The sequence below is a fragment of the Rhodococcus sp. ZPP genome, assembly GCF_017656075.1.
GTDB lineage: Bacteria > Actinomycetota > Actinomycetes > Mycobacteriales > Mycobacteriaceae > Rhodococcus_F > Rhodococcus_F oxybenzonivorans.
Genome location: NZ_CP058638.1, coordinates 3,572,130 through 3,593,131 on the forward strand (window position 1 = coordinate 3,572,130; position 21,002 = coordinate 3,593,131).

The following is a 21,002-nucleotide window of genomic DNA, read 5'->3' on the forward strand; positions in this document are numbered from 1 at the left end:
TCACACCGAGGAGAGTCGCATGGCACTCGACGCCAACGCAGCAGAATTGATCGCCGGACTACGAGCGCAAGGCATGAAGCCATTTGCGGAGATGTCCGTGGAGGAGGCCCGCGCAGTCGTGTCGACATTCACGGGACTGCAGGCGCCACCCGAACCGGTCGACCGCGTCGAAGACGCGCACTACGACAGCGCCGGAACATCACTGCCGCTGCGGGTGTACGTCCCCACCGGGCCGTCGCCACAGCCCGTCGTTCTCTACTTCCACGGCGGTGGGTTCGTCGCCGGTGACCTCGACGTCATCGACGAACCGGCGCGCGCCGTCGCGAACGGCACCGGCGCGATCGTGGTGGCCGCCACCTACCGCCGCGCACCGGAGCATCGCTTCCCCGCCGCTGCCGACGACGCATCTGCGGCACTGCGCTGGGTGTCCGACAATGTGGAAGGCTACGGCGGTGACCCCGGCAACATCATCGTGATGGGTGACAGCGCGGGCGGGAACCTGGCCGCAGTCACCGCGCTGCGTGCCCGTGACGAAGACGGCCCCCGTGTGCGAGGCCAGGTTCTGGTCTACCCCGTGATAGATCCGCACGCGACACTGCCCTCACGTGAGGAGTTTGCGGAGGGCTACGTCATTTCCGCCGGTGACCTCGACTGGTTCTGGAGTCACTACCTGTCGTCGCCCGACGACGCCGGCAATCCGTACGCCGTGCCCAGTCGTGCCGCCAGTCTGTCTGGGCTGCCGCCGGCGCTCGTGCTTACCACTGAGAACGAGGTGGCCCGTGACGAGGCCGAAGAATACGGCGGTCTCCTGCGGAACGCGGGCGTCGACACCGAGGTCATCCGGTTCGACGGACTTGTCCACGGGGCCTTCTGGATGTCCGGTGCTGTTCCGCGTAGTAGCGAAATGCGGTCGGCAGTAATCGACTTCGTCAAGAAGATCTCGTCCGCCGCACCCGTGGTGTGATCACCGCAGCGTCAGCCCTCGACTCTCGCCTGGAGTCGGGGGCACACGCGTGGCCAGTCGTCGTCGGTCATGGAGAACAGTGCCGTGTTGCGCCAGGAACCGTCACGCCGTCGTCGATGTTTACGCAGTATGCCTTCGAACTCGGCGCCCAATTTCGCGATGGCACCGCGGGAGTGGGCGTTGCGCTCGTCGGTGTGCCATTCCACGCGCACCGCGCCTAGGTCCTCGAAGGCGCGGCGAAGCAAGAGCAGCTTCGAATCCGCGTTGATCAGCGTTCCCTGCGCGGATCGCGACAGCCAGGTGTGCCCGATCGCGAGACAACGGTTCCGCGGATCGATCAGGTAGTAGGAGGTGGACCCGACGAGGATGTTGGTGGCCAGGTCGATCTGTGCGTAGGCGAGTCGAGTCGGGTCTTCGTTCGCGGCCCGGACGAATGTCGCTGCATCTTTGCGGTCGGTGATGTCCACCGAGGTCCAGTGAAAAATTCGCGGGTCGTCGACGGCGGCGAGCAGCGCATCGACGTGGTCGTCGCACAGCGGCTCGAGGCGGACGTGGGTTCCGGTCAGGGTGGGCCGGGCAAACCAGGACTCGCTCATCTGGCGGGCTCCGGTGACTTGGTGAGGGTGAGTTCGGCGTCGTCGTCCGGGTGGGTGGTCGGCGAGGTCCGTCGGAGGGGTGCCCGGAGGAACACGAAGAACAGCACCACCAGTAGCCCGGCCCGTCCCCACACGCCGAATTGCACCAGCCACTCGAAGGTGTGCGGGTCCTCGCCCGCGGCGAGCGCACCGAAGTACTTGAAGACACCGATACCCATCGCCAGGTCCGCCACCAGATAGGCCGCCACCAATCCCCACGGCACCCTCAGCAGCACGAAGAACGGAATGAGCCACAGTGTGTACTGCGGGGAATGCACCTTGTGCAGCAACAGGAATCCACACAGCATGGCGGCGCTGACCGCGATCCACGGGAAGGTGCCGTTCCGCAGGAACCGCAGCCAGCCCAGACGCAGGGCGAGCGCGAAGGCAGCGCAGACGAGAAGCGGCGACAGGAGGCCGACGGTCTGGTCGTAGGCAGGCACGGGGGTGTCGAGGCCGATCGTGCCGAAGTGTGGCCGCAGACCCCAATACCAGATGGAGTTGGTGGTCATGTCGGCCTGACGGTTCTCCTGGAAGGTGAACGACGCCCGCCAGCCGCTGTAGGAGATGAGCGCGAACGGCAGATTGACGGCGACCACCGTGCCGATCGCCGCGGCCGCGACCGTGACGGCACCCCGGACGTCGTACCGGCGGTCCGCCGTGCGGTTCTGGGTGAGGACATACGCAATGAGGGGAAGGACGAACGCGCCAGGGTACAGCTTCAGGCAGAACCCGACGGCAAGGAGGACCGCGGCGACGACCGCGCGGGAGCGGAAGGGGAAACGCTCGATGCTCATCACGAAGATGGCGGCCACCGACGTGGCCACAACGGGAAGTTCCCAGTTGTGGAATGCGTAGAGCGTGAGCGGCGGGGTGGCCGACCACAGCAGTGCCCACCAACCACCGAGACGACCCAGCATCCAGGCGGTGAGCAGACCGAACGGTGCCAGGATCAGGGCCGAATGCAGAAGGAAATCGGCGTCGGTGTGCGAACCGATTCCGCCCAGCCACATGAGGATCCCGCTGAGAACCGGATACTCCACGGTGCCGCCGGTCAACATGCCGTCGGCATTGATCCCCCCGCTGACATACGGGAAGACGTGCAGGTTGATGTCGCGCCCGACCCACAGGAACTGGATGTCGGAGTAGCAGACCTGGGTGTCCTTGATGCGGTCGAAGATCAGGCTACGGCCCGCGGCGTCGAACGGCGCCCCCGTGCACCGGGCTTTGTTCAGGTATCCGGCGAGCATGGACAGGCCGCACAACCCGACGACGACAGCCGTGATCGACGTTCGCTGCCGAGCTCCGATGTGCATGAATCCACACTAGGGCGCTCCGGGCCCCCTGTGCGACGACAAACCGGGTCACTCCTTCAGCGGATCGTGGCCCCAGTTCATCAGCGAGTAGCGCCAGTGGGTGTCCTGGACGTCACCGGACGGTCTCTGCGCGAGGTGCCGGTGCACGTATCCGACGACCTTGCGCATGTGCTCGTAGTCGGCCTGCTCGAGGTCGGCCTTCTTCGTCCGGGTCACCTCGACGATCCGCCGGCCGCTGGCGTGCCCGGTCGACTCCCCGCCGCCCGACTTCTGGCCGACGGATTTCGACTCCTCCGTCTCGAGCCACTTCGCGAGTTCACCCGGGGTCGTGACGGCGTCGCTGAATTCCTTCCACGTTTCCTCGTCGTCCGCCATCGTCAATCGTCCTTCCGGTCGAGTGCATCCGGCTTGTGGACGGCGTCCTTCCCGCTCTTGTCGCTGCGCACCGTCCGTCCGGCGGCTTCGGTATCCTCCGTGATTTTCTCCTCGACCTTGCCGGACGTGGTGGTGCCGTGAGTTTTCCACTCGACCTCGTCGCCCTTGTCGAACTTCTTGTCCGATGTCATGAGTGCCTCCCGTGTCGACGTTCCCGCCTGATACCCCGTCGCGATCGCTGCCACACCTGCGCTCTGATTTCGCTGGTCAGGGGCTCGTCATGTAGCCTGCAAAGGTTGCTGACGCAACGACCCTCCTGCCACGGACAGCCCGTGGCCGTTTCACTAGTCCATAGGAGGTGATGAGGTCTTATGCGTCATTACGAATTGATGGTCATCCTTGACCCCAGCCTGGACGAGCGCACTGTCGCTCCTTCGCTGGATACGTTCCTCAATGTTGTTCGCCAGGACGGCGGCAAAATCGACAAGGTCGATGTCTGGGGTAAGCGTCGTCTCGCCTACGAGATCCTGAAGCACAGCGAAGGCATCTACGCGGTGATCGATATCAGCGCTACTCCCGCCACCGTTGCGGAGCTCGACCGTCAGCTGGGTCTGAACGAGTCGGTGCTGCGTACGAAGGTTCTGCGCCACAACAAGTGATTTCTGTCGGCCACCAGCCCTAGGCTCGTGACCAACCGAACTCCACATTCTGCAGGAGGAACCATATGGCAGGCGACACCGTCATCACCGTCATCGGAAACTTGACGGCTGATCCGGAGCTTCGATTCACCCCCGCGGGTGCCGCGGTCGCGAACTTCACCGTTGCGTCCACGCCCCGCACCTTCGACCGTCAGACCAATGAATGGAAAGACGGCGAAGCGCTGTTTCTGCGTTGCAACATCTGGCGCGAAGCAGCCGAGAACGTGGCGGAGAGCTTGACCCGCGGCTCGCGAGTAATCGTGAGTGGCCGGCTCAAGCAGCGCTCCTACGAAACTCGTGAAGGTGAAAAGCGCACTGTCGTCGAGCTCGAGGTCGACGAGATCGGCCCCTCGCTGAAGTACGCCACGGCCAAGGTCAACAAGGCCAACCGTGGTGGCGGCGGCGGTGGTGGCTTCGGTTCCTCCGGCGGTTCAGGCGGCGGACGTCCGCAATCCAACACTGGCGGAGACGATCCGTGGGGTAGTGCGCCGCAGGCGTCCGGCTCCTTCGGAGGCTCTGGTGGTGGGAGCGACGAGCCCCCGTTCTGATCCGTACCTGATCGGAACATCCAGAAAAGAGCGAACAAATGCCGAAGCCGCCCTTGCGCGACAAGGTAATGAAGAAGAAGGTCTGCGCTTTCTGCAAAGAAAAAAACACGCAGATCAACTACAAGGACACGACGCTTCTGCGTAAGTACGTCAGCGACCGCGGCAAGATCCGCGCGCGCCGTGTCACCGGCAACTGCGTCCAGCACCAGCGCGACGTTGCCATTGCCGTCAAGAACTCACGTGAGGTGGCGTTGCTGCCTTACGCCACCGTGGCTCGCTAAGGAAAGGGAGGGAAGACATGAAGCTCATCCTCACCGCTGACGTGGACAACCTCGGTGCGCCTGGCGACACCGTCGAGGTCAAGGACGGCTACGGCCGTAACTACCTGCTGCCCCGCGGCCTGGCCATTGTTGCCAGCCGTGGCGCCGAGAAGCAGGTCGAGGGCATCCGTCGTGCTCAGGAAGCTCGCGCTGTGCGTGGCCTCGACCACGCCAAGGAGCTCAAGGCTGCCATCGAAGGTCTCGAGAACGTGTCGCTGACGGTCAAAACCGCCGGTGACTCGGGCAAGCTGTTCGGCTCGGTCACCGCGGCTGATGTCGCCGGTGCCATCAAGGCCGCAGGCGGACCCGTCGTCGACAAGCGCAGCCTCGAGCTGCCGAAGGCTCACATCAAGGCGACCGGCAAGCATGCCATCGTCGTGAACCTGCACCCCGACGTGGTTGCCAAGTTCCACCTGAACGTCGTCGCCGCCTAGTCGACTCGTTCGCTGCACGGGCCCCCACGCGCTTCGGCGTGTGGGGGCCCGCGTCTGTCCATGCGGATTTCTCGGACATTTCGGGTCGTGAACTGGCCGGGACCATGCATTCCACGGTGTGTCTGGAAGTTAGCCGCGCATTCTGCGTCGAGTGACCTGGATCATACGCGTGCGCGGTGGAGACCAACTCAACACGCCCGACTGGTCGACGCGAGAGACACGCCGAACGGGTTTTCATCCACAGTGGGGAAAGCGTGAAAAACGGCGCTGACCTGTGGGTATGGGAATGTGATGTGTACTTATCCTCAGGTTATCCCCATGGGGTTAACAAACGTACCCAGCGGTTTCCACATTTTGTCCCCAGCTGTGTACACAGGCTGGTTTGTACACGGCTTGGCTAATCCCTAACGTCGTCCCGGCGTGTCTCACGATTCCGGAGCCGGCTCTCGCGGAGAGCCTGCGAAGGTTGTCGGTAGGGCCGAGTACAAAAGGTTCGTGCACCACGGGGACTGCAGTTTCCGAGCGGCGCAACAGTGATGGGGAAGGTCGGTCGAGTGGCTGTAGTAGACGATCGGGGCCGTTCCGAATACCCGGGGCCGCCCGACGCGGAACCCGGTGAAGAGTTCGGTCGCCAGCCACCTCAGGACATGGCGGCGGAGCAGTCGGTCCTCGGCGGCATGCTACTCAGCAAGGACGCCATCGCCGACGTGCTCGAGGTGCTTCGTCCGGGCGACTTCTACCGTCCCGCGCATCAATCGGTGTACGACGCGATCCTCGACCTCTACAGCCGCGGTGAGCCCGCCGACCCCGTGACGGTGTCGGCGGAACTGGACCGTCGTGGTGAGCTCCGCCGGGTGGGTGGTGCTTCCTACCTGGTGACATTGACCCAGACCGTGCCCACGGCCGCTAACGCCGGTTACTACGCCGAGATCGTCGCCGAGAAAGCCATCCTGCGTCGCCTCGTCGACGCCGGCACCCGCATCGTCCAGTACGGCTACACCGGCGCCGACGGGCAGGACGTCGCCGAGGTCGTCGACCGCGCACAGGCAGAGATCTTCGAGGTCACCGAACGCCGCACCACCGAGGACTTCGTCCCCCTCGAGGAACTCCTGCAGCCCACGATGGACGAGATCGACTCCATCGCCAGTCGCGGCGGCATCTCCCTGGGCGTGCCCACCGGCTTCGTCGAACTCGACGAAATCACCAACGGCCTCCACCCCGGGCAGATGATCATCGTCGCAGCGCGGCCCGGTGTGGGTAAGTCGACCCTGGGAATGGATTTTTTGCGCTCGTGCTCCGTGAAGCACGGCATGGCCAGCGTCATGTTCTCGCTCGAGATGAGCAAGACCGAGATCGTCATGCGTCTGCTGTCGGCGGAGGCGAAGATCAAGCTCGGTGACATGCGTTCCGGCAAGATGACGGACGACGACTGGACGAAGCTCGCCCGGCGCATGAGCGAGATCAGTGAGGCGCCGCTTTTCATCGACGACTCGCCCAACCTCACCATGATGGAGATCCGCGCAAAAGCCCGGCGGCTCAAGCAGAAACACGACATCAAGCTCATCGTCATCGACTACCTGCAGCTGATGAGCTCCGGCAAGAAGGTCGAATCCCGTCAGCAGGAAGTCTCCGAATTCTCCCGTAGCCTGAAGCTTCTGGCGAAGGAACTCGAGGTCCCGGTGGTCGCGATCTGCCAGCTCAACCGTGGCCCCGAACAGCGCCAGGACAAGCGTCCTCAGGTGGCCGACCTTCGTGAATCCGGCTCCCTCGAGCAGGACGCCGACATGGTGATCCTGCTCTACCGCCCCGACGCCACCGAACGCGACGACCCACGCGGCGGAGAAGCCGACCTGATCCTCGGCAAACACCGTAACGGCCCCACCGCCACCATCACCGTGGCGCACCAGCTCCACCTGTCCAAGTTCGTGGACATGGCGCGGGGGTAGTTTCGCGACAGTTCCAGCAGCTTGCCTGCTTGCTGCCGCCGCCCCTCTCTCCTCCTGTGCTCGGCCTGTTGCCTGTCCGGATGCTCGTCCCACCGGACGCTTCGGCGACCGCCTTGTCGGTCCGAAGAAACGCTTCCTTATGATGAGGCGTCGGGCGCGCCGGTGTCCGCGAGTCACGAAACCGGCTCCGGTGATCCAGGTCACTGCTGGTGGAAGGGTGTGCGCTCGCCGGCATCCGATCCAAGGACACATGAGCCGGGAAGGCAGACAAGCGCAGTGAGCACAGTGGAACTGGCCCAGTGGAACTCCGAGGAAGCTCTCGCGGAGGCGATGATCCCGATCATCGGCGGCCTGCACCGCAGACGTTCGGTGACGATCCTGCTTCACAGCCGCTCCCTGGTGAACAAGTCGGTCATCAGTATCCTGCGGACCCATCGTTTCGCCCGGCAGATCAGCGGCGACGAACTGTCCGTCGAGGAGACGTTCCCCTTCCTCGAAGCGCTGACTCACCTCGACCTTCGGCCCTCGAAGGTCGACCTCGGACTGCTGGTGATGGCCTATCGCGCCAACGGTGACGGAGCATCGGTCCCAGAGTTCGTTGCACGGAGCCTCGCCGACCTGGTCGGCGGCGCCCACACGAGTCCCGCGCAGCCCCAGGACGTGGTCCTGTACGGATTCGGGCGTATCGGTCGCCTCGTCGCTCGACTGCTCATCGAGAAGGCCGGTTCGGGCAACGGGCTGAACCTGCGTGCCGTGGTGGTCCGCAAGGGTGGCAGCGACGATCTGATCAAGCGCGCATCGTTGCTGCGCCGTGACTCCGTCCACGGGCAGTTCAACGGCACGATCAAGGTCGACACAGACAACAACACGCTGATCGCCAACGGCAACGTCATCAAGTTCATTTACAGCAACGACCCGGAGAGCCTCGACTACACCGAGCATGGCATCGACAACGCCATCCTGATCGACAACACCGGAATCTGGCGCGACCGCGACGGACTGTCGAAGCACCTCCGCCCCGGCGTCGCGAAGGTGGTGCTCACCGCCCCCGGCAAGGGAGACGTCCCGAACATCGTGCACGGCGTCAATCACCGCGACCTCGACCCGAACGAGCAGATCGTGTCCTGCGCGTCCTGCACCACCAATGCCATCGTCCCGCCGCTGAAGACCATGGATGACGAATTCGGTGTGTCCCGAGGGCACGTCGAGACCGTGCACTCGTTCACCAACGACCAGAACCTCCTGGACAACTACCACAAGGCCGACCGTCGTGGTCGTTCGGCGCCGTTCAACCTCGTGCTCACGGAGACCGGAGCCGCGTCGGCGGTCGCCAAGGCGCTCCCCGAGCTGAAGGCCAAGATCACTGGCAACTCGATCCGCGTTCCCACTCCGGACGTGTCCGTCGCGATCCTCCACCTTCAGCTGGGTCGCGAGACCACCCGGGAGGAGGTGCTCGCGCATCTCAGCCAGGAGTCGCTCACCGGAGCGCTGAGCCGGAACCTCGACTACACCGCTGCAACCGACGCCGTGTCCAGTGACTTCATCGGTTCGCGCGCCGCGTGCATCGTCGACGCGAACGCGACGATCGTCGACGGCGACACCGCCATCCTCTACGTCTGGTATGACAACGAGTTCGGATACTCGTGCCAGGTGGTGCGCACTGTCCAGTACCTGTCCGGTGTGGAGTACCCCATCTACCCCGCGGTCGACGCCGCTGATGCGATGTCCGTGGTCTGACCGGCGGCACCGTACGTGCGCGGCGCCCGGGCTGAGCAGTGGCTGCTCTCCCGGGCGTCGTCGCGTATTCGGTGGGCCTCGCCGATCAGAGCTTGTCGTTCGTATGGTTCCGCCGCGACCGATCTCGTGACCGTGCGCGAAGCCGGCCGCAGTCAACTCCGCTGTGACCGCGACAACCGCGGCATGCTGCCTTTCTAGCGGGTCACCTGTGGGCACCGGTGTCAGTCCCGCGTCGACGTATCCGAATCGGCGTCGTCTCCGGACGATTCATCGACCACACTCGGCGGGGCCGTCCTCGAGCCGAGCACGAGCCTCACCCGGACATGAAACCGGCGCCGTCTTCACCGTGTAAAGCAGAGATCAGTGAGACCCTACGGGTGTGGAGTTGCTCATTGCGGCCAATCCGGACCCGGATTCCAAGCTGCCCTATCTGCTCCGGCTGCCCATCGACGGCGGCCTCGTGCTGCGCACCGCAGGAACCTGGCCCCGCACCAAAGCGCTGTACTGCCATCCCGTTCCGGTCAGCGAGTGGCCCGAACACCCCGAGGTTGTCGAACGCGTACGACTGCGGTCGTGCGCCCGCCGCGGCGCCGCCATCGACCTCATCCTCGACCGCGGAAGGGAGAACCGGTCCCAGATCGTCTTCACCACCGCCCGCGGCCGCGACATGGTGTTCTGGCAGTCCCCGCGCACCCGTAAACAAGCCCGACCAAAGGTCAGCACCCCCACCGCACGCGCCGCCGGGATCGCCGACCTGCACATCGTCGTCGACTCGCACGAGCGATACCCGTACCGGTTCACCGACCAGCAGGTCACCACGGTCAAACGCGCCCTACCGTGTGGAGATTACGGACTGCTGCGCGAGGACACCTTGATCGCTTCGGTCGAACGCAAATCACTCCCCGACCTGGTATCGAGCCTTACCAGCGGAAAGCTGCGCTATGCCCTCGCCGAACTCGCTGCGCTACCCCGCGCCGCCGTCGTGGTGGAGGACCGCTACTCGGCGATATACGCCCTCGACCGGGTCCCGCCCGCCGTCGTCGCGGACGGGCTCGCCGAACTCCAGATTCGCTGGCCGAACGTGCCGCTCGTCTTCTGCGAAACCCGCGCCCTCGCCGAACAATGGACCTACCGGTACCTTGCGGCCGCCCACATCTGGGCCGATGTCGACACCGCAGCACCCGCCTCGGGCGCACCGGCGGATAACGACACTCCCGCCGAGACGCCCGCGCCGTCCACCTCCGAGGTTCGCGCGTGGGCCCGCGGCCAGGGCTTCCCCGTGCCTGACCGCGGCCGATTGCGTCCCGAGGTCTGGGACGCCTACACCGCCGCCCATCCCGAACTCTGACAGGAATCCTCGGCGCGGTATGCGGCAACGGGTCACTGTTCGGATCGGATTCGAAAGTGCAGTCGACTTCGCATACCTTGGGCACTTCCTTTCCAGCGCCGTTCAGTTTGGCGATTTGTGCGGTCCCGAAGAGCGTCTCGGGATCAGGGTGGGCAGAGCACGCCGGATCGGATCGCTGATCGCTGCGGAAGAGAACAGCAGATCGAGGGCAGTGGCGGCGATCTGGTCGAATGGGGTGCGCACCGAGGTCAGGGGAACCGGCAGTCGCTGCGCGAGTGGGATGTCGTTGTAACCGACCAGGGCCAGATCTTCACCGACAGAGAGCGACCGTTGGTGCGCTGCGGCCATGACTCCGAGCGCGAGGTTGTCGTTCGCGGCGAAGACGGCTGTCGGACGAGTCGAGGAGGCGAAGAGCCGACGTCCGGCGTCCTCGCCACTCTCGATTCCGAATCCGGACTCGATGATCCAGTCCGGATCGAGGGTGATCCCTGCTTCGCGAACGGCTTTCATCGCGCCGGCGAGGCGCCCGGTGGCGGTCGAGGTGAACAGCGGGCCGGACAGCACCGCGATGTCTGTGTGCCCGAGGTCGATCAGGTGCCGGGTGGCGAGGTAGCCACCGGCCTCGTCGTCACCGATCGAGGACGGGCTGACGCCGTCGGTGCGCAACACCAGCGCGTGCGGCACGCCTTGTTCTCTCAGTTGCCGCGGGAGGGGGTCTTCGCGGCGGCTGGAGGCGATGATCAGGCCGTCGACATTGCGACCGAGGAGAGTCTGCGCCGCCTGTTGCTCGTCGGCGGGGTCGTCGCCGGTGGTCGCGACGACGGTGAAGTAACCGAGCCGATGCGCAGCCCGCCCGATCGCCTCGAACATCAGCGCCATGACCGTGTCGCTGAGCCGCGGCACCAGCACCCCGATGGTGGCGGTGTGGCCGCGCCGGAGGCTGGAGGCGAAGGTGTTGCGCCGGTAGCCGAGTTGATCGGCGACCGCGCGGACGCGTTCGGCCGTCGCCGACCGCGACGGCGGCACCCGGTCGTCGAGAACGCGGCTCACCGTCGAGGTGCTTACCCCCGCGGCCTCCGCGACCTCACGCAGAGTCACTACCCGATTCTTGCCGTGTGCGTTTGCTTCCACGATCTTCCTGTCTACCTCCCCGGCGCCGCCGCGAACCCACGGTGACGTCCCGTTCACACCGCCACGGTCACGTGACGCTTGACACAATCGCCGATTCTACTGCACGATGAAATCGTTCACGGGAACGTTCCCGGGAACGTTTGCACAACGTCGATCGGAAAGAGAATCATGAGCACACTCGACCTTCGCGGACTCACTCCGGCGCCGGTAACACCCTTCACCCGTGACGGCGACGTCGACTACGACGCCATCGCGCGCCTCGGCTCGTGGCTCGGCAGTGTCGACGGCGTCAAGGGCCTGGTCGTGCTCGGCCACGCCGGTGAGGGAACCTTCCTCACCCAGGACGAGCAGGTTCGCGTCATCGCCGCTTTCAAGGACTCCGTGGACGGCCGGCTGCCCATCATCGCCGGCATCACCGGCGAAGGGACCGCCGTCTCCGTGGAAGAAGCGCGCCGGGCGGTCGACGCCGGCGCCTCCGCCGGCCTGGTCTACCCATCCCATGGGTGGTTGCGGTTCGGCTACCAGGAGGGTGCACCGCAGGATCGCTACAAGGCGATCTATGAAGGGTCGGGCTTGCCGCTGATTCTGTTCCAGTACCCGGACGTCACCAAGGCCACGTACAACCTGGACACCCAGCTCGAGATCGCCGCTCAGCCGGGCGTGTTCGCCACCAAGAACGGGGTGCGGAACATGCGCCGGTGGGACCGTGAGATCCCGGTCCTGCGCCGCGAGAACCCCGACCTGCAGATTCTGAGCTGCCACGACGAGTACCTGCTGCACACGGTGTTCGACGTCGACGGCCTGCTGGTCGGCTACGGCGGCCTCGCTCCCGAGCCGCTGGTCGACCTGATCGCAGCCGGGAAGGCCAAGGACTACCCCGCGGCCCGGGCCATCCACGACCGCCTGCTGCCGGTGACGGCCAATGTCTATCACCGCGGCTCGCACATGGAGGGAACCGTCGCGCTCAAGGAAGGTCTGGTGGCCCGCGGCATCCTCGAGCACGCCACCGTCCGCCCGCCGCTGCTTCCGTTGGCCGAGGGTGCCGGTGCCGAGATCGCCGCGGCCCTGCAGTCGGCCGGCTTGTCCGCGGTCACCGTTCCCGCCTGACCCAGCACACCCCGTCGGACCAGTTCCCGGGCATTTCCCGGAATCTGCCGTGCGCGTTCCCGCCGGCCCGGCCCGGATATTCCGGGCCGGGCAGCGCCCCCAGTAGCCCCGGCCCACCGCGGCCGTACGTCGCCGTAGCTTCCCTTCGAGCCGGCGGCGCCGACCACACGTCAGCGCCGCACACCGCATCGGCGGTTCGAACACCAGAAAGTAGGCTCACAATGAGTCAGCAATCTCGTACGTCAGTCGAATCGGCCGGAGGCGATGCTGTGGTCGCGGACACTCCTCGACCACCCGCCGGCTCGCGCCGGGCGCAACGCACCTGGGTCCGCACCCTGACGATGGCGGGGCCCGCGTTCATCGCCGGCGCGTGGCAGTTCGGTCCCGGCAACCTCGCCAGCGCCGTCCAGGCCGGCAGTGAATACAGCTATTCCCTGATCTGGGTCATCGCCCTCTCGACCGTTTTCATGCTCGTCTACGCGGACATGAGCGTCCGACTCGGTATCCGCACGCCGGTGTCCATGATCAGCTCGGTGAAAGACGTGCTGGGTCGCCGTGTCGGCGTCGCCGCCGGAGTCGGCGTCTTCATCATCACCCTTTGTTTCTCGGTCGGTAACGCCGTCGGTTCCGGTCTGGGTCTGTCCATGGTCTTCGGTGGGTCCCCGCTCATCTGGTCCGCGGTCTGTACCACCTTCGTCGGTCTGATCTTGTTGTTCCGCAACGTATACCGCACCGTCGAACGAGTCCTGCTGGTGATAGTCGCGCTGCTGGCGGCCACCTTCGTCATCAGCGCCGTCATCGCCCAGCCCGACTGGTTTCAGGCCGTGAACGGGCTCGTCCCCTCCATCCCGCCCGGCGGACAACTCCTCGTCGTCGCCCTGGTCGGCACCAACTTCTCGCTCAACGCCGCCTTCTTCACCTCGTACGGCACCCACGAACGAAAGCGCACCGCGGCCGAATACCGGCAGACCACCATTGCCGACACCGTTCCGGGCATCGTGGCACCGGGCATCATGACTTCGCTCGTCATCATCGTCGCGGCCGCCGTCCTCGGACGGGCGGACACCGAAGCAACCACTCTCGCCGGCCTGGCAAAGATCTTCGAACCACTCGCCGGCCCCGTCGGATCGACGATCTTCGCCCTCGGCCTGTCCGGGGCCGCGTTCTCCGCGATGGTTGCCAACGCCACCGCCGGCGGCACCATGCTCTCGGACGCGCTCGACAAAGGACCTTCGCCCAGCACGCTGACGGCCAAACGCACCAGCGCCGTGATCCTCGCCTTCGGTCTCGTCATCACGATCCTGTTCACGAAGTCGCCGGTCCAGCTCATCATCGTCGCTCAGGCGCTGACTGTCCTGATCGCACCGTTCCTCGGGTTCCTGCTCTTCGTGATGAGCAACAACTCCCAGCTGATGGGCAACCTCCGCAACACCTGGTGGAAGAACGTCATCGGGGCGCTCGGTTTCGTCTCGATCCTGTCTTTGTCCGGCCTGCTGATCTACGAACTGCTCAGCTGAAACAGGCAAGACGACGGGTCGGCACACCACACGGTGCGCCGACCCGCCTCTGGTGAAGTAGTCAGTTGCCGGCGAGGGTGCGGCTGATAACCAATCGTTGGATCTGGTTGGTGCCCTCGAAGATCTGGGTGATCTTCGCTTCCCGCATGTACCGCTCGACGCGGAAGTCGCGGGTGTAGCCGTAGCCGCCGAGCACCTGGACGGCGTCGGTGGTGACCTTCATGGCCGCGTCGGTGGCGACGAGTTTGGCCACCGAAGCGTTGCGGGAGTACGGCAGTCCGGCATCACGGCGGCGCGCTGCGTCGATGTAGGTGGCGCGCGCCGAGTCGACTGCGGCGGCCATGTCGGCGAGCAGGAATCCGAGCCCCTGGTGGTCGATGATCTTCTTGCCGAATGCCGACCGTTCCTTGGCATAGCTCACGGCTTCGTCGAGCGCGGCCTGGGCGAGACCGACGGCGACGGCGGCGATACCGAGGCGCCCGGAATCGAGTGCACTGAAGGCGATCTGCAGACCCTGCCCCTCCGCGCCGATCCGCCGTTCGACCGGGACGAAGGCGTCGTCGTAGTGCGCCGACGTCGTGGGTACCGCGTGCAGGCCCATCTTCTCCTCGGGCTTGCCGAACGAGAGGCCCTCGGTGCCCTTCGGCACCAGGAAGCAGGAAATGCCCTTCGACCCCTCGCCGGTACGGGCGAAGAGGTTGTAGAAATCGGCAATTCCGCCGTGGGTGATCCACGCCTTCGCACCGTTCACCACATATCCGCCATCAGTCGCGGCAGCCTTGCATGCCAGCGCGGCGGCATCCGATCCGGCTTGCGGCTCCGACAGGCTGTACGCGCCGATGGTGTTGCCGCCCAGCATGTCCGGAAGCCACTGCTGCTTCTGCTCGTCCGTGCCGAAGGCCATCAGGGGATGGCAGGCGAGGCTGTGGACGCTGACCGCCACCGCGACCGCCGCCCACCGGGCGGCGATTTCCTCGAGAACCTGCAGGTACACCTCGTAGGGCTGTCCGCCGCCGCCCCACTCCTCCGGATACGGCAGGCTCAGCAGTCCGGCCTCACCGAGGGTGGCGAAGACCCCCTCGGGATACGTTTCGGACTTTTCGTGCTCGTCGACGATCGGCGCCAGGACCTTGTCGGCGACATCGCGCGTGAGCTGAATCAGGTCACGAGCTTCGTCGGTGGGCAGCAAACGATCGACGGCCACGAAATTTCTCCTCGAGAAGACGACAGAACAGTACTGAGCTACGGCCCACAGTACTGATGCGAAAGTAGTACTGCAAGGAATGCGCCAGTACTATCCGGTGCATGGAGCAGATCACCCGACCGGGATTCGCGACGCGACGGCGCACCCAGCTCTTCGACGCGCTGGTCGACCTCTTCCTGGCCGAAGGGTTCGCCCATCTGACTCTCGACGAGATCGCCGCGCGGCTGCGGTGCTCCAAATCCACCCTCTACACCCTCGCCGACAGCAAGGAGCAGCTCGTCCGGGAGGCCACGGTGCATTTCTTCCGCCGCGCCACCGAGGACGTCGAGTCGCACATCGCAGAAATTAACGGGGCCCGAGAGCGGATCAGCGCCTACCTGTCCGCAGTCGGTACCGCACTTACGGCCGCGTCCGACCAGTTTATGGCCGACCTCGACGCCTTCCCGCCGGCCCGCGAGGTCTACGAGCAGAACACACAGATCGCGGCCGGGCGCGTCAAGGCTTTGATCGACGACGGTGTGGCGGGCGGAGACTTCCGTGACGTCCATGCCGCGTTCGCCGCCGATCTCGTGACCACCATGATGGTGCGCATTCAGCAACGCGGGGTCCGCGACAGCACCGGCCTCGACGACGCCCACGCCTACCGCGAACTCGCCGCCATCCTCACCGCAGGAATCAGTGCCTGAACAGTTCGTCGCACCCTGGATCGGGAACGGCGCACAGGGTCGAACTACCTGCACCCCACTGCCATTCGTTCGGACCCCGGACCTACCGGTCGCGAGGACCCATAGGGGGCTGCCCGCCACCCGGACCACCGGCCGGCGGGGCCGCGGGAGCGGACGCGCCGTTCGCGGACTTCTCCGCGACACCGATCGTGATGGAAATCGTCACTCCGCTGGCGGGTTCACCCGTCACGGTCGCCAACTCGGCGTCCCAACCGTCACCGAAGACGTTGTCCGATTGCAGAGACACGTCCGACAGGTTGCTCACGCTCTTCGCGTACCCGGTGTCGTAGGCGAAGATTTTCTCGCACGCGTCCTGCGGTATCGCGATCTGCGAGGTCAACCGCGGATCCTCTCCCGCCACCGCGGCTTCCAGGGAGTCGAACACTTCGAAATGGATATGTGGCCAGCGCCCCGAGTAGCAGGCCGGGAAGATGGACGTGAACGAGACGGCTCCGGCAGAGTCGGCCACCTGGACGCCGCGCAGATAGTTCTGCTCGGTGATGTCCTGGCTATAGAGGGAGTACTCACCGTCCCGGTCGCAATGCCATAGATACACGGCCATGCCCATCCCGGCCGCGCAGTCGTTCGACAAATCCCGCAGTGATAATTCGATGGTCGTCGGGACGCCCTCCGCGGTGCCCGAGTACGACCCGAAGCTGCTGCGGATGTCCTGCCGCACCACGCCCGACTCGATCAGAACGTTAGGCCCGTTGGAACCGTCACCCGGGTAAGGCCCGGCTGTTTCCTGCGGCGCCGCTGCCACACAGTTGCCGTCGGTGGCGACCGCCGACGAGGCTGCCTCTTCGCTCGACGCCGACATCGCAGTGGTGGTCGATCCGGCGGACGAACACGCGGCGAGTGCAGACGCGCCCGCCGCTCCGAGCATGAACAAGGCGCGGCGTCGCGACAGCATCGTCCTCAGGTCGTGGGTGAGGCCGCGGTCGTGTTCGTGCGCGTCCGCGGAGTGATGGCGTGCGTTGTCGGTCATGAACCCTCCATACCTGCTTCCGTGTGAGGTTCATGTAAGCAGCGGCACGTGCAGACAACCTCGAGGTGAGCTGTGAGATCGCTGTATGTCTGTTCTCGGCCCGCGCAGCGGCCCTGACCGTCGTCATTCGAAGGTCACCTCGGTTCCCCTGATGGTCGGCGCGCCGACGAGTGTTGTCCAGCTCGGCACGTCTTCCGGCGCAATTCCCCCGGCCTCGCCGTAGACGACGTCCAACGTGTCCTGCTCCATCTTCGAACTCGCATAACTGGCGGGCGCGACCTCGGCGCCCCATCCCGGAACCTGATCCGGGACGCCGGCCGGCGCGGGTAAGTATTCGATGCCCGAGGGGCCGGGATTCCGCGTAGGCACCTGGTAGGAGCCGTCGTTGAACGATCCACCCGGGTACTGCGGGAACTTGCCGCCGGGCGCCGTCACGTTGTCGTAGCAGGCGGGTCCGCGATCGTCGAGCAGGCGCGGCTCGTCCTGGTTGGGCAGGTAGCGACCCTTCGGGTTGATGAACTGAACAGTCCCTCGACCGCCTGGATTGGGATCGTCCAGCGCGAGTAGCTCACGGGCGATCGGTGCGGCCTTCACGAAGTCCGCCAAGGTGCAACCGAAGCTCGGAGAGTAACGGCCGAGGAGTTGCAGTGCTTCACGCGAATCGGCGGCGATCATGACGATGTTCCGGGCGTTGGTGTGCAGAAGGTCCGCGGTGGACGAACTCGTTCCGGTGAGCCCCGAGAGTAGCCGCGAGATCTCACCTTGCTTCTCGACGACCGTGTTCCCCGTCGTGCGCAGGTTGTCGAGCGCGTTGACCAGGTCCGGTGCCGCCTCCGAATACGTCTGCGAGAAGTCCGCGATACCCCGCAGGTCTTCCTGAATCGCGGGAAGTTCCGTGTCGAGTCCGGCGAAGATCTCTTCGAGCCGATCGAGCGTCAGACCGAGTTCGGCGCCGCGCCCACTGAGTCCCTGCGACAGGGCGCCGAGCGTGTTCGCCAGATCCTGCGGCGGAATCGCCTGCAGCAGCGGCAGCAAACCGTCGAGGACCTCGCCGATCTCGACGGCGTTCCCGCTCTTGTCCTGCTCGAGAACGTCGCCGGCCTGGATCGGCGGAGCCGTGTCCCCCTCCGGCACGATCAGCGACACGTACCGTTCGCCGAACAGGGTTTTGGGCAGCAATCGCGCCGTCGCGTTGGACGGAATGAGCTCGGCCTTGTCCGGCTGAATGGCCAGATCCAAGGTGACCTCACCCTCCTTGGTGGAGGCCGACCGCACCTCTCCGACGATCAGGCCACGCACCTTGACGTCCGCGTTGGGCGGGAGCGCATTTCCGACGGTGTCGGTGACCAGTCCGATCTTGACCACCTTCGTGAATGTCTTGTTGAACATGCCGATCGTGACGGCCAGGAACAGAGCCAGGACAAGGAAGAACACCAGCCCCAGTACGCGGCGGCCCACGATCGATGTCGTGCTTATCATTTCGTCAACCCTCACGATCGCCGTCGGTGGTCGACGGCGGAGACTGTGTCAGCAGTGCCCACGCCTTGATCTATCGTGCCTCGTAGCGGGCGGCTCTGGTGCCGCATCGGAGCAGGTGCCGACAAATACTCGAACGCGGGCGATCCCCCTTTTTGCGCCCATACGCTCGTATCGGAGCGATACCCTTGAGCGGGGAGACTCGGCGGAAGGACACAATGTGGGGCGACAACGAAACAAGGCCACAGCGCGCGTAGCCGCTGTGTGATGGCCTCGGGCGGCACTCCGAGCTACCGATGTACGAGCCGACCGATCTGGTCGAATCAGCTGAACGAACCCGCACAGCGCTTGCCACCGTGGTGGCACAATTTTCGGAGGCTTGGGGGTCCGGGTCCCCACCTGACCTGTCCGCCTACTTACCCCGTGAACCGGCCGAGCGGCGATCGATACTGATCGAATTGATCAAGATCGACCTCGAATACCGCTGGGTTCGGCACGACTTCCCCAAACGACTGACCGACTACCGCGAAGAGTTTGCGGAGCTGCAAGATGGTCCGCTTCCTGCCGAGCTGGTCTACGAAGAATTCCACGCCCTCCGCCGAAGTTCGCGCGGAGTCGACGCGGCCACCATGGCCGCCACCATGGCGGGAAACCCTGAGCTCGACGAGTACACGAGTGACTACCGCAGCACGATGATCGCTCGTCCACGGGCGCAAGTTGTTCTCGGCAACATCGACGTCGGCGACCGCGTCGACGACTTCGACCTCCTGATGAGGATCGGGGCAGGCGCCTTCGCGCAGGTGTATCTCGCTCGGCAGCAATCGATGCAGCGACTGGTTGCGGTCAAGATTTCCCACAACCATGGCATCGAGCCGCAGACTCTCGCCCAGCTCGATCACGAATACATCGTGCGGATCTTCGACCAGCGACTCATTGCGGACGGCGAATTGAAGCTCCTCTACATGCAGTATCTCCCGGGGGGGACGCTGCTCGACGTCGTGCATCTACTACGCGCGACTCCTCCGGAGCGCCGCAGTGGTCAATTGCTGCTCGATGCCGTCGACGGGGTCCTTGCCGCCAAGGGCGAGGTTCGACCCAGCGAATCTGCCGTTCGCGGTCGGGCTGCCTCACTGACGTGGCCGGAAACAGTCGCCTGGTTGGGCCGTCGACTCGCGGACGCGCTTCAGCATGCATCGGAACGAGGGGTATTGCACCGAGACATCAAACCCGCGAACGTGCTGTTGAGCGCCGAGGGAATTCCGAAGTTGGCCGACTTCAACGTCAGTTCCAGCAAGCGCATCAAGGGCACAAGTCCGCTGGCGTACTTCGGCGGGTCATTGGCGTACATGTCGCCCGAACAGCTCGAAGCATGCCATCCGGGCTCGCCGGCGACCGCCGCCGACCTCGACACACGAAGCGACATCTTCGCGCTCGCCGTGATGTTGTGGGAGCTGCTGACGGGACGCCGCCCATTCGCGGACGCGACGTCCGCCGGCGAGTCGGAGACGTCGCTCGCCCGCATGCTCGAACTGCGGCGCAGGCCCGTCGAGTCGAGGTTCCTGTCGGAGCTTCCGCCGGACTGCCCCATGGCGCTGCGCAGAGTGCTTTTGAAGTGTCTGTCGCCCGATCGTGAGGACCGCTACCCGTGCGGTTCGGAATTGGCACAGCAACTCGACCTGTGCCTGGAGAAGAGGTCCCGCGACCTGGTCTATCCGCCTCCGAACAGTTGGCGGGCACGCCTTTCGCGATGGCCCACTCCCGTCCTGTGGTCGTCTTCGCTGGTCGGAATCGGCCTGGCGACGATCTATCTGGCTGTGCACCTCCAGGAACTGCTCGACGATCGCCTGTCCGATGCCACCTATTCGAAGCTCTACACGAGCACTGTGGTTTTCAACCTCTGTGCCTGGCCGCTTGCCGTACTCATCTACGCGTACATGTCACGCGATTTGCTCGCGGTTCCTCGCGGCTTGCGTAAGGGCAGACGCTACGACGAGGCCGTCCTCGCGCGAGTGCGGTCGCGAACACTGGTCTGGGGTGACTTGTGTGCGCTGAACACGTTCGTGTTCGCCATCTGCGCCTCGGTGGCGGGGGTGATGATTCTTCGCTGGTTCACCGACCTTCCGGCCCGCTTGATGGTCCATGCGGCGACGACTGTTCTGGTGTCGGGCACCATCTCCGTTGCGTACACCTTCTTTCTGTCGACGTTCTACGTCGTCCGCTGTGTTTATCCCATCTATCTGCGCCACGGCGTCACGACCGCGCACGACGCCGTCGTGCTACACGGGCTGCGTCGGAGAATCACTGTCTATCTGGCAGTGACAGCATCGGTGCCCCTCGTCGGGGTGTTGGCCGGATTCAGCACTCTCGAACCCGCGGAGCTTCCGCTCGTGCGCGATTCGGTCCTCGGTTTGTGCGCGGCCTCCGGGCTGGCATTCGTCGCGGTGTACTGGTTGTACAGGAAGCTGGATGCTGACGTGCGCGCGTTGGAGCGGGTGGTCTAGCGCATCAACTGCGGCCGTGGACTATCGGTCGC

Annotated in this window: 20 protein-coding genes; 12 read left to right on the forward strand and 8 right to left on the reverse strand. The window is 65.1% G+C overall.

Annotated elements, in window-relative coordinates; all coding sequences use genetic code 11:
- Window positions 1-19: 19 nt before the first annotated feature.
- Window positions 20-964 (forward strand): alpha/beta hydrolase, encoded by a 945-nt coding sequence (locus HYG77_RS16915; protein ID WP_109334612.1) that lies wholly within the window; start codon window positions 20-22, stop codon window positions 962-964.
- A gap of 11 nt (window positions 965-975) precedes the next feature.
- On the opposite strand, the gene HYG77_RS16920 is transcribed toward HYG77_RS16915, so the two are convergent.
- From HYG77_RS16920 to HYG77_RS16935, 4 genes are read right to left on the reverse strand one after another with little or no spacing between them, the layout of a single operon-like run.
- A complete protein-coding gene (locus tag HYG77_RS16920) occupies window positions 976-1,560 on the reverse strand; it encodes a GNAT family protein (protein WP_208959973.1) in 585 nt (194 codons plus the stop codon).
- Window positions 1,557-2,915: a glycosyltransferase 87 family protein gene (locus HYG77_RS16925; RefSeq protein ID WP_208959974.1), complete on the reverse strand. Its 1,359-nt coding sequence runs from the start codon at window positions 2,913-2,915 to the stop codon at window positions 1,557-1,559. Before HYG77_RS16925 ends, HYG77_RS16920 begins: the two co-directional genes overlap by 4 nt.
- 48 nt (window positions 2,916-2,963) lie before the next feature.
- A complete protein-coding gene (locus HYG77_RS16930; RefSeq protein WP_208959975.1) occupies window positions 2,964-3,290 on the reverse strand; it encodes a DUF3140 domain-containing protein in 327 nt (108 codons plus the stop codon).
- A gap of 2 nt (window positions 3,291-3,292) precedes the next feature.
- On the reverse strand, window positions 3,293-3,481 hold the full coding sequence (locus HYG77_RS16935) for a DUF2945 domain-containing protein (RefSeq protein ID WP_208959976.1): 189 nt from the start codon (window positions 3,479-3,481) through the stop codon (window positions 3,293-3,295).
- 180 nt (window positions 3,482-3,661) lie between these two features.
- Between HYG77_RS16935 and rpsF the strand changes: the two genes are divergently transcribed.
- From rpsF to HYG77_RS16970, 7 genes are all read left to right on the forward strand, one after another.
- Window positions 3,662-3,949 (forward strand): 30S ribosomal protein S6, encoded by a 288-nt coding sequence (rpsF, locus tag HYG77_RS16940; RefSeq protein WP_005249677.1) that lies wholly within the window; start codon window positions 3,662-3,664, stop codon window positions 3,947-3,949.
- Window positions 3,950-4,014: 65 nt separating this feature from the next.
- Entirely contained in the window at window positions 4,015-4,536 is a 522-nt protein-coding gene (locus HYG77_RS16945) for a single-stranded DNA-binding protein (RefSeq protein WP_109334607.1), read from the forward strand.
- Between the two features lie 38 nt (window positions 4,537-4,574).
- A complete protein-coding gene (gene rpsR / locus HYG77_RS16950) occupies window positions 4,575-4,817 on the forward strand; it encodes a 30S ribosomal protein S18 (protein WP_109334606.1) in 243 nt (80 codons plus the stop codon).
- A gap of 17 nt (window positions 4,818-4,834) precedes the next feature.
- A complete protein-coding gene (gene rplI, locus HYG77_RS16955) occupies window positions 4,835-5,290 on the forward strand; it encodes a 50S ribosomal protein L9 (protein WP_109334605.1) in 456 nt (151 codons plus the stop codon).
- Window positions 5,291-5,844: 554 nt separating this feature from the next.
- Window positions 5,845-7,236 carry a replicative DNA helicase gene (dnaB, locus tag HYG77_RS16960; protein ID WP_109335474.1) on the forward strand — a complete coding sequence of 464 codons (1,392 nt, stop codon included), beginning with the start codon at window positions 5,845-5,847 and terminating at the stop codon, window positions 7,234-7,236.
- 276 nt (window positions 7,237-7,512) lie between these two features.
- On the forward strand, window positions 7,513-8,973 hold the full coding sequence (locus tag HYG77_RS16965; protein WP_109334604.1) for a glyceraldehyde-3-phosphate dehydrogenase: 1,461 nt from the start codon (window positions 7,513-7,515) through the stop codon (window positions 8,971-8,973).
- A 379-nt stretch (window positions 8,974-9,352) separates the two neighbouring features.
- Window positions 9,353-10,321: a histone-like nucleoid-structuring protein Lsr2 gene (locus HYG77_RS16970; protein WP_208959977.1), complete on the forward strand. Its 969-nt coding sequence runs from the start codon at window positions 9,353-9,355 to the stop codon at window positions 10,319-10,321.
- 102 nt (window positions 10,322-10,423) lie between these two features.
- Here the strand turns inward: HYG77_RS16970 and HYG77_RS16975 are convergent, their stop codons facing one another.
- Window positions 10,424-11,455 (reverse strand): LacI family DNA-binding transcriptional regulator, encoded by a 1,032-nt coding sequence (locus HYG77_RS16975; protein WP_208963417.1) that lies wholly within the window; start codon window positions 11,453-11,455, stop codon window positions 10,424-10,426.
- 165 nt (window positions 11,456-11,620) lie between these two features.
- On the opposite strand from HYG77_RS16975, the gene HYG77_RS16980 reads away from it, so the two are divergent.
- A complete protein-coding gene (locus HYG77_RS16980; RefSeq protein ID WP_208959978.1) occupies window positions 11,621-12,559 on the forward strand; it encodes a dihydrodipicolinate synthase family protein in 939 nt (312 codons plus the stop codon).
- Between the two features lie 341 nt (window positions 12,560-12,900).
- A complete protein-coding gene (locus tag HYG77_RS16985) occupies window positions 12,901-14,076 on the forward strand; it encodes an Nramp family divalent metal transporter (RefSeq protein ID WP_109335472.1) in 1,176 nt (391 codons plus the stop codon).
- A 61-nt stretch (window positions 14,077-14,137) separates the two neighbouring features.
- On the opposite strand, the gene HYG77_RS16990 is transcribed toward HYG77_RS16985, so the two are convergent.
- On the reverse strand, window positions 14,138-15,280 hold the full coding sequence (locus tag HYG77_RS16990) for an acyl-CoA dehydrogenase family protein (protein ID WP_109334601.1): 1,143 nt from the start codon (window positions 15,278-15,280) through the stop codon (window positions 14,138-14,140).
- 101 nt (window positions 15,281-15,381) lie between these two features.
- Between HYG77_RS16990 and HYG77_RS16995 the strand changes: the two genes are divergently transcribed.
- Window positions 15,382-15,966: a TetR/AcrR family transcriptional regulator gene (locus tag HYG77_RS16995; RefSeq protein ID WP_109334599.1), complete on the forward strand. Its 585-nt coding sequence runs from the start codon at window positions 15,382-15,384 to the stop codon at window positions 15,964-15,966.
- Between the two features lie 82 nt (window positions 15,967-16,048).
- On the opposite strand, the gene HYG77_RS17000 is transcribed toward HYG77_RS16995, so the two are convergent.
- The gene (locus tag HYG77_RS17000; RefSeq protein ID WP_208959979.1) at window positions 16,049-16,993 is read right to left on the reverse strand and encodes a dioxygenase; all 945 of its coding nucleotides are present in this window, start codon (window positions 16,991-16,993) and stop codon (window positions 16,049-16,051) included.
- A gap of 123 nt (window positions 16,994-17,116) precedes the next feature.
- Window positions 17,117-18,472, reverse strand: coding sequence for an MCE family protein (locus tag HYG77_RS17005; RefSeq protein ID WP_208959980.1), 1,356 nt, complete (start codon window positions 18,470-18,472; stop codon window positions 17,117-17,119).
- A 293-nt stretch (window positions 18,473-18,765) separates the two neighbouring features.
- Between HYG77_RS17005 and HYG77_RS17010 the strand changes: the two genes are divergently transcribed.
- Entirely contained in the window at window positions 18,766-20,970 is a 2,205-nt protein-coding gene (locus HYG77_RS17010; RefSeq protein ID WP_208959981.1) for a serine/threonine-protein kinase, read from the forward strand.
- Window positions 20,971-21,002: the final 32 nt, after the last annotated feature.

Coding starts and splice junctions, on each gene's coding strand:
- HYG77_RS16995 (WP_109334599.1), top strand. CDS start 15,382: ATGGAGCAGATCACCCGACCGGGATTCGCGACGCGACGGCGCACCCAG.
- HYG77_RS16945 (WP_109334607.1), top strand. CDS start 4,015: ATGGCAGGCGACACCGTCATCACCGTCATCGGAAACTTGACGGCTGAT.
- HYG77_RS16925 (WP_208959974.1), bottom strand. CDS start 2,915: ATGCACATCGGAGCTCGGCAGCGAACGTCGATCACGGCTGTCGTCGTC.
- rpsF (WP_005249677.1), top strand. CDS start 3,662: ATGCGTCATTACGAATTGATGGTCATCCTTGACCCCAGCCTGGACGAG.
- HYG77_RS16920 (WP_208959973.1), bottom strand. CDS start 1,560: ATGAGCGAGTCCTGGTTTGCCCGGCCCACCCTGACCGGAACCCACGTC.
- rpsR (WP_109334606.1), top strand. CDS start 4,575: ATGCCGAAGCCGCCCTTGCGCGACAAGGTAATGAAGAAGAAGGTCTGC.
- HYG77_RS17010 (WP_208959981.1), top strand. CDS start 18,766: ATGTACGAGCCGACCGATCTGGTCGAATCAGCTGAACGAACCCGCACA.
- HYG77_RS16935 (WP_208959976.1), bottom strand. CDS start 3,481: ATGACATCGGACAAGAAGTTCGACAAGGGCGACGAGGTCGAGTGGAAA.
- HYG77_RS17005 (WP_208959980.1), bottom strand. CDS start 18,472: ATGATAAGCACGACATCGATCGTGGGCCGCCGCGTACTGGGGCTGGTG.
- HYG77_RS16985 (WP_109335472.1), top strand. CDS start 12,901: ATGGCGGGGCCCGCGTTCATCGCCGGCGCGTGGCAGTTCGGTCCCGGC.
- HYG77_RS16930 (WP_208959975.1), bottom strand. CDS start 3,290: ATGGCGGACGACGAGGAAACGTGGAAGGAATTCAGCGACGCCGTCACG.
- HYG77_RS17000 (WP_208959979.1), bottom strand. CDS start 16,993: ATGACCGACAACGCACGCCATCACTCCGCGGACGCGCACGAACACGAC.
- HYG77_RS16980 (WP_208959978.1), top strand. CDS start 11,621: ATGAGCACACTCGACCTTCGCGGACTCACTCCGGCGCCGGTAACACCC.
- rplI (WP_109334605.1), top strand. CDS start 4,835: ATGAAGCTCATCCTCACCGCTGACGTGGACAACCTCGGTGCGCCTGGC.
- HYG77_RS16915 (WP_109334612.1), top strand. CDS start 20: ATGGCACTCGACGCCAACGCAGCAGAATTGATCGCCGGACTACGAGCG.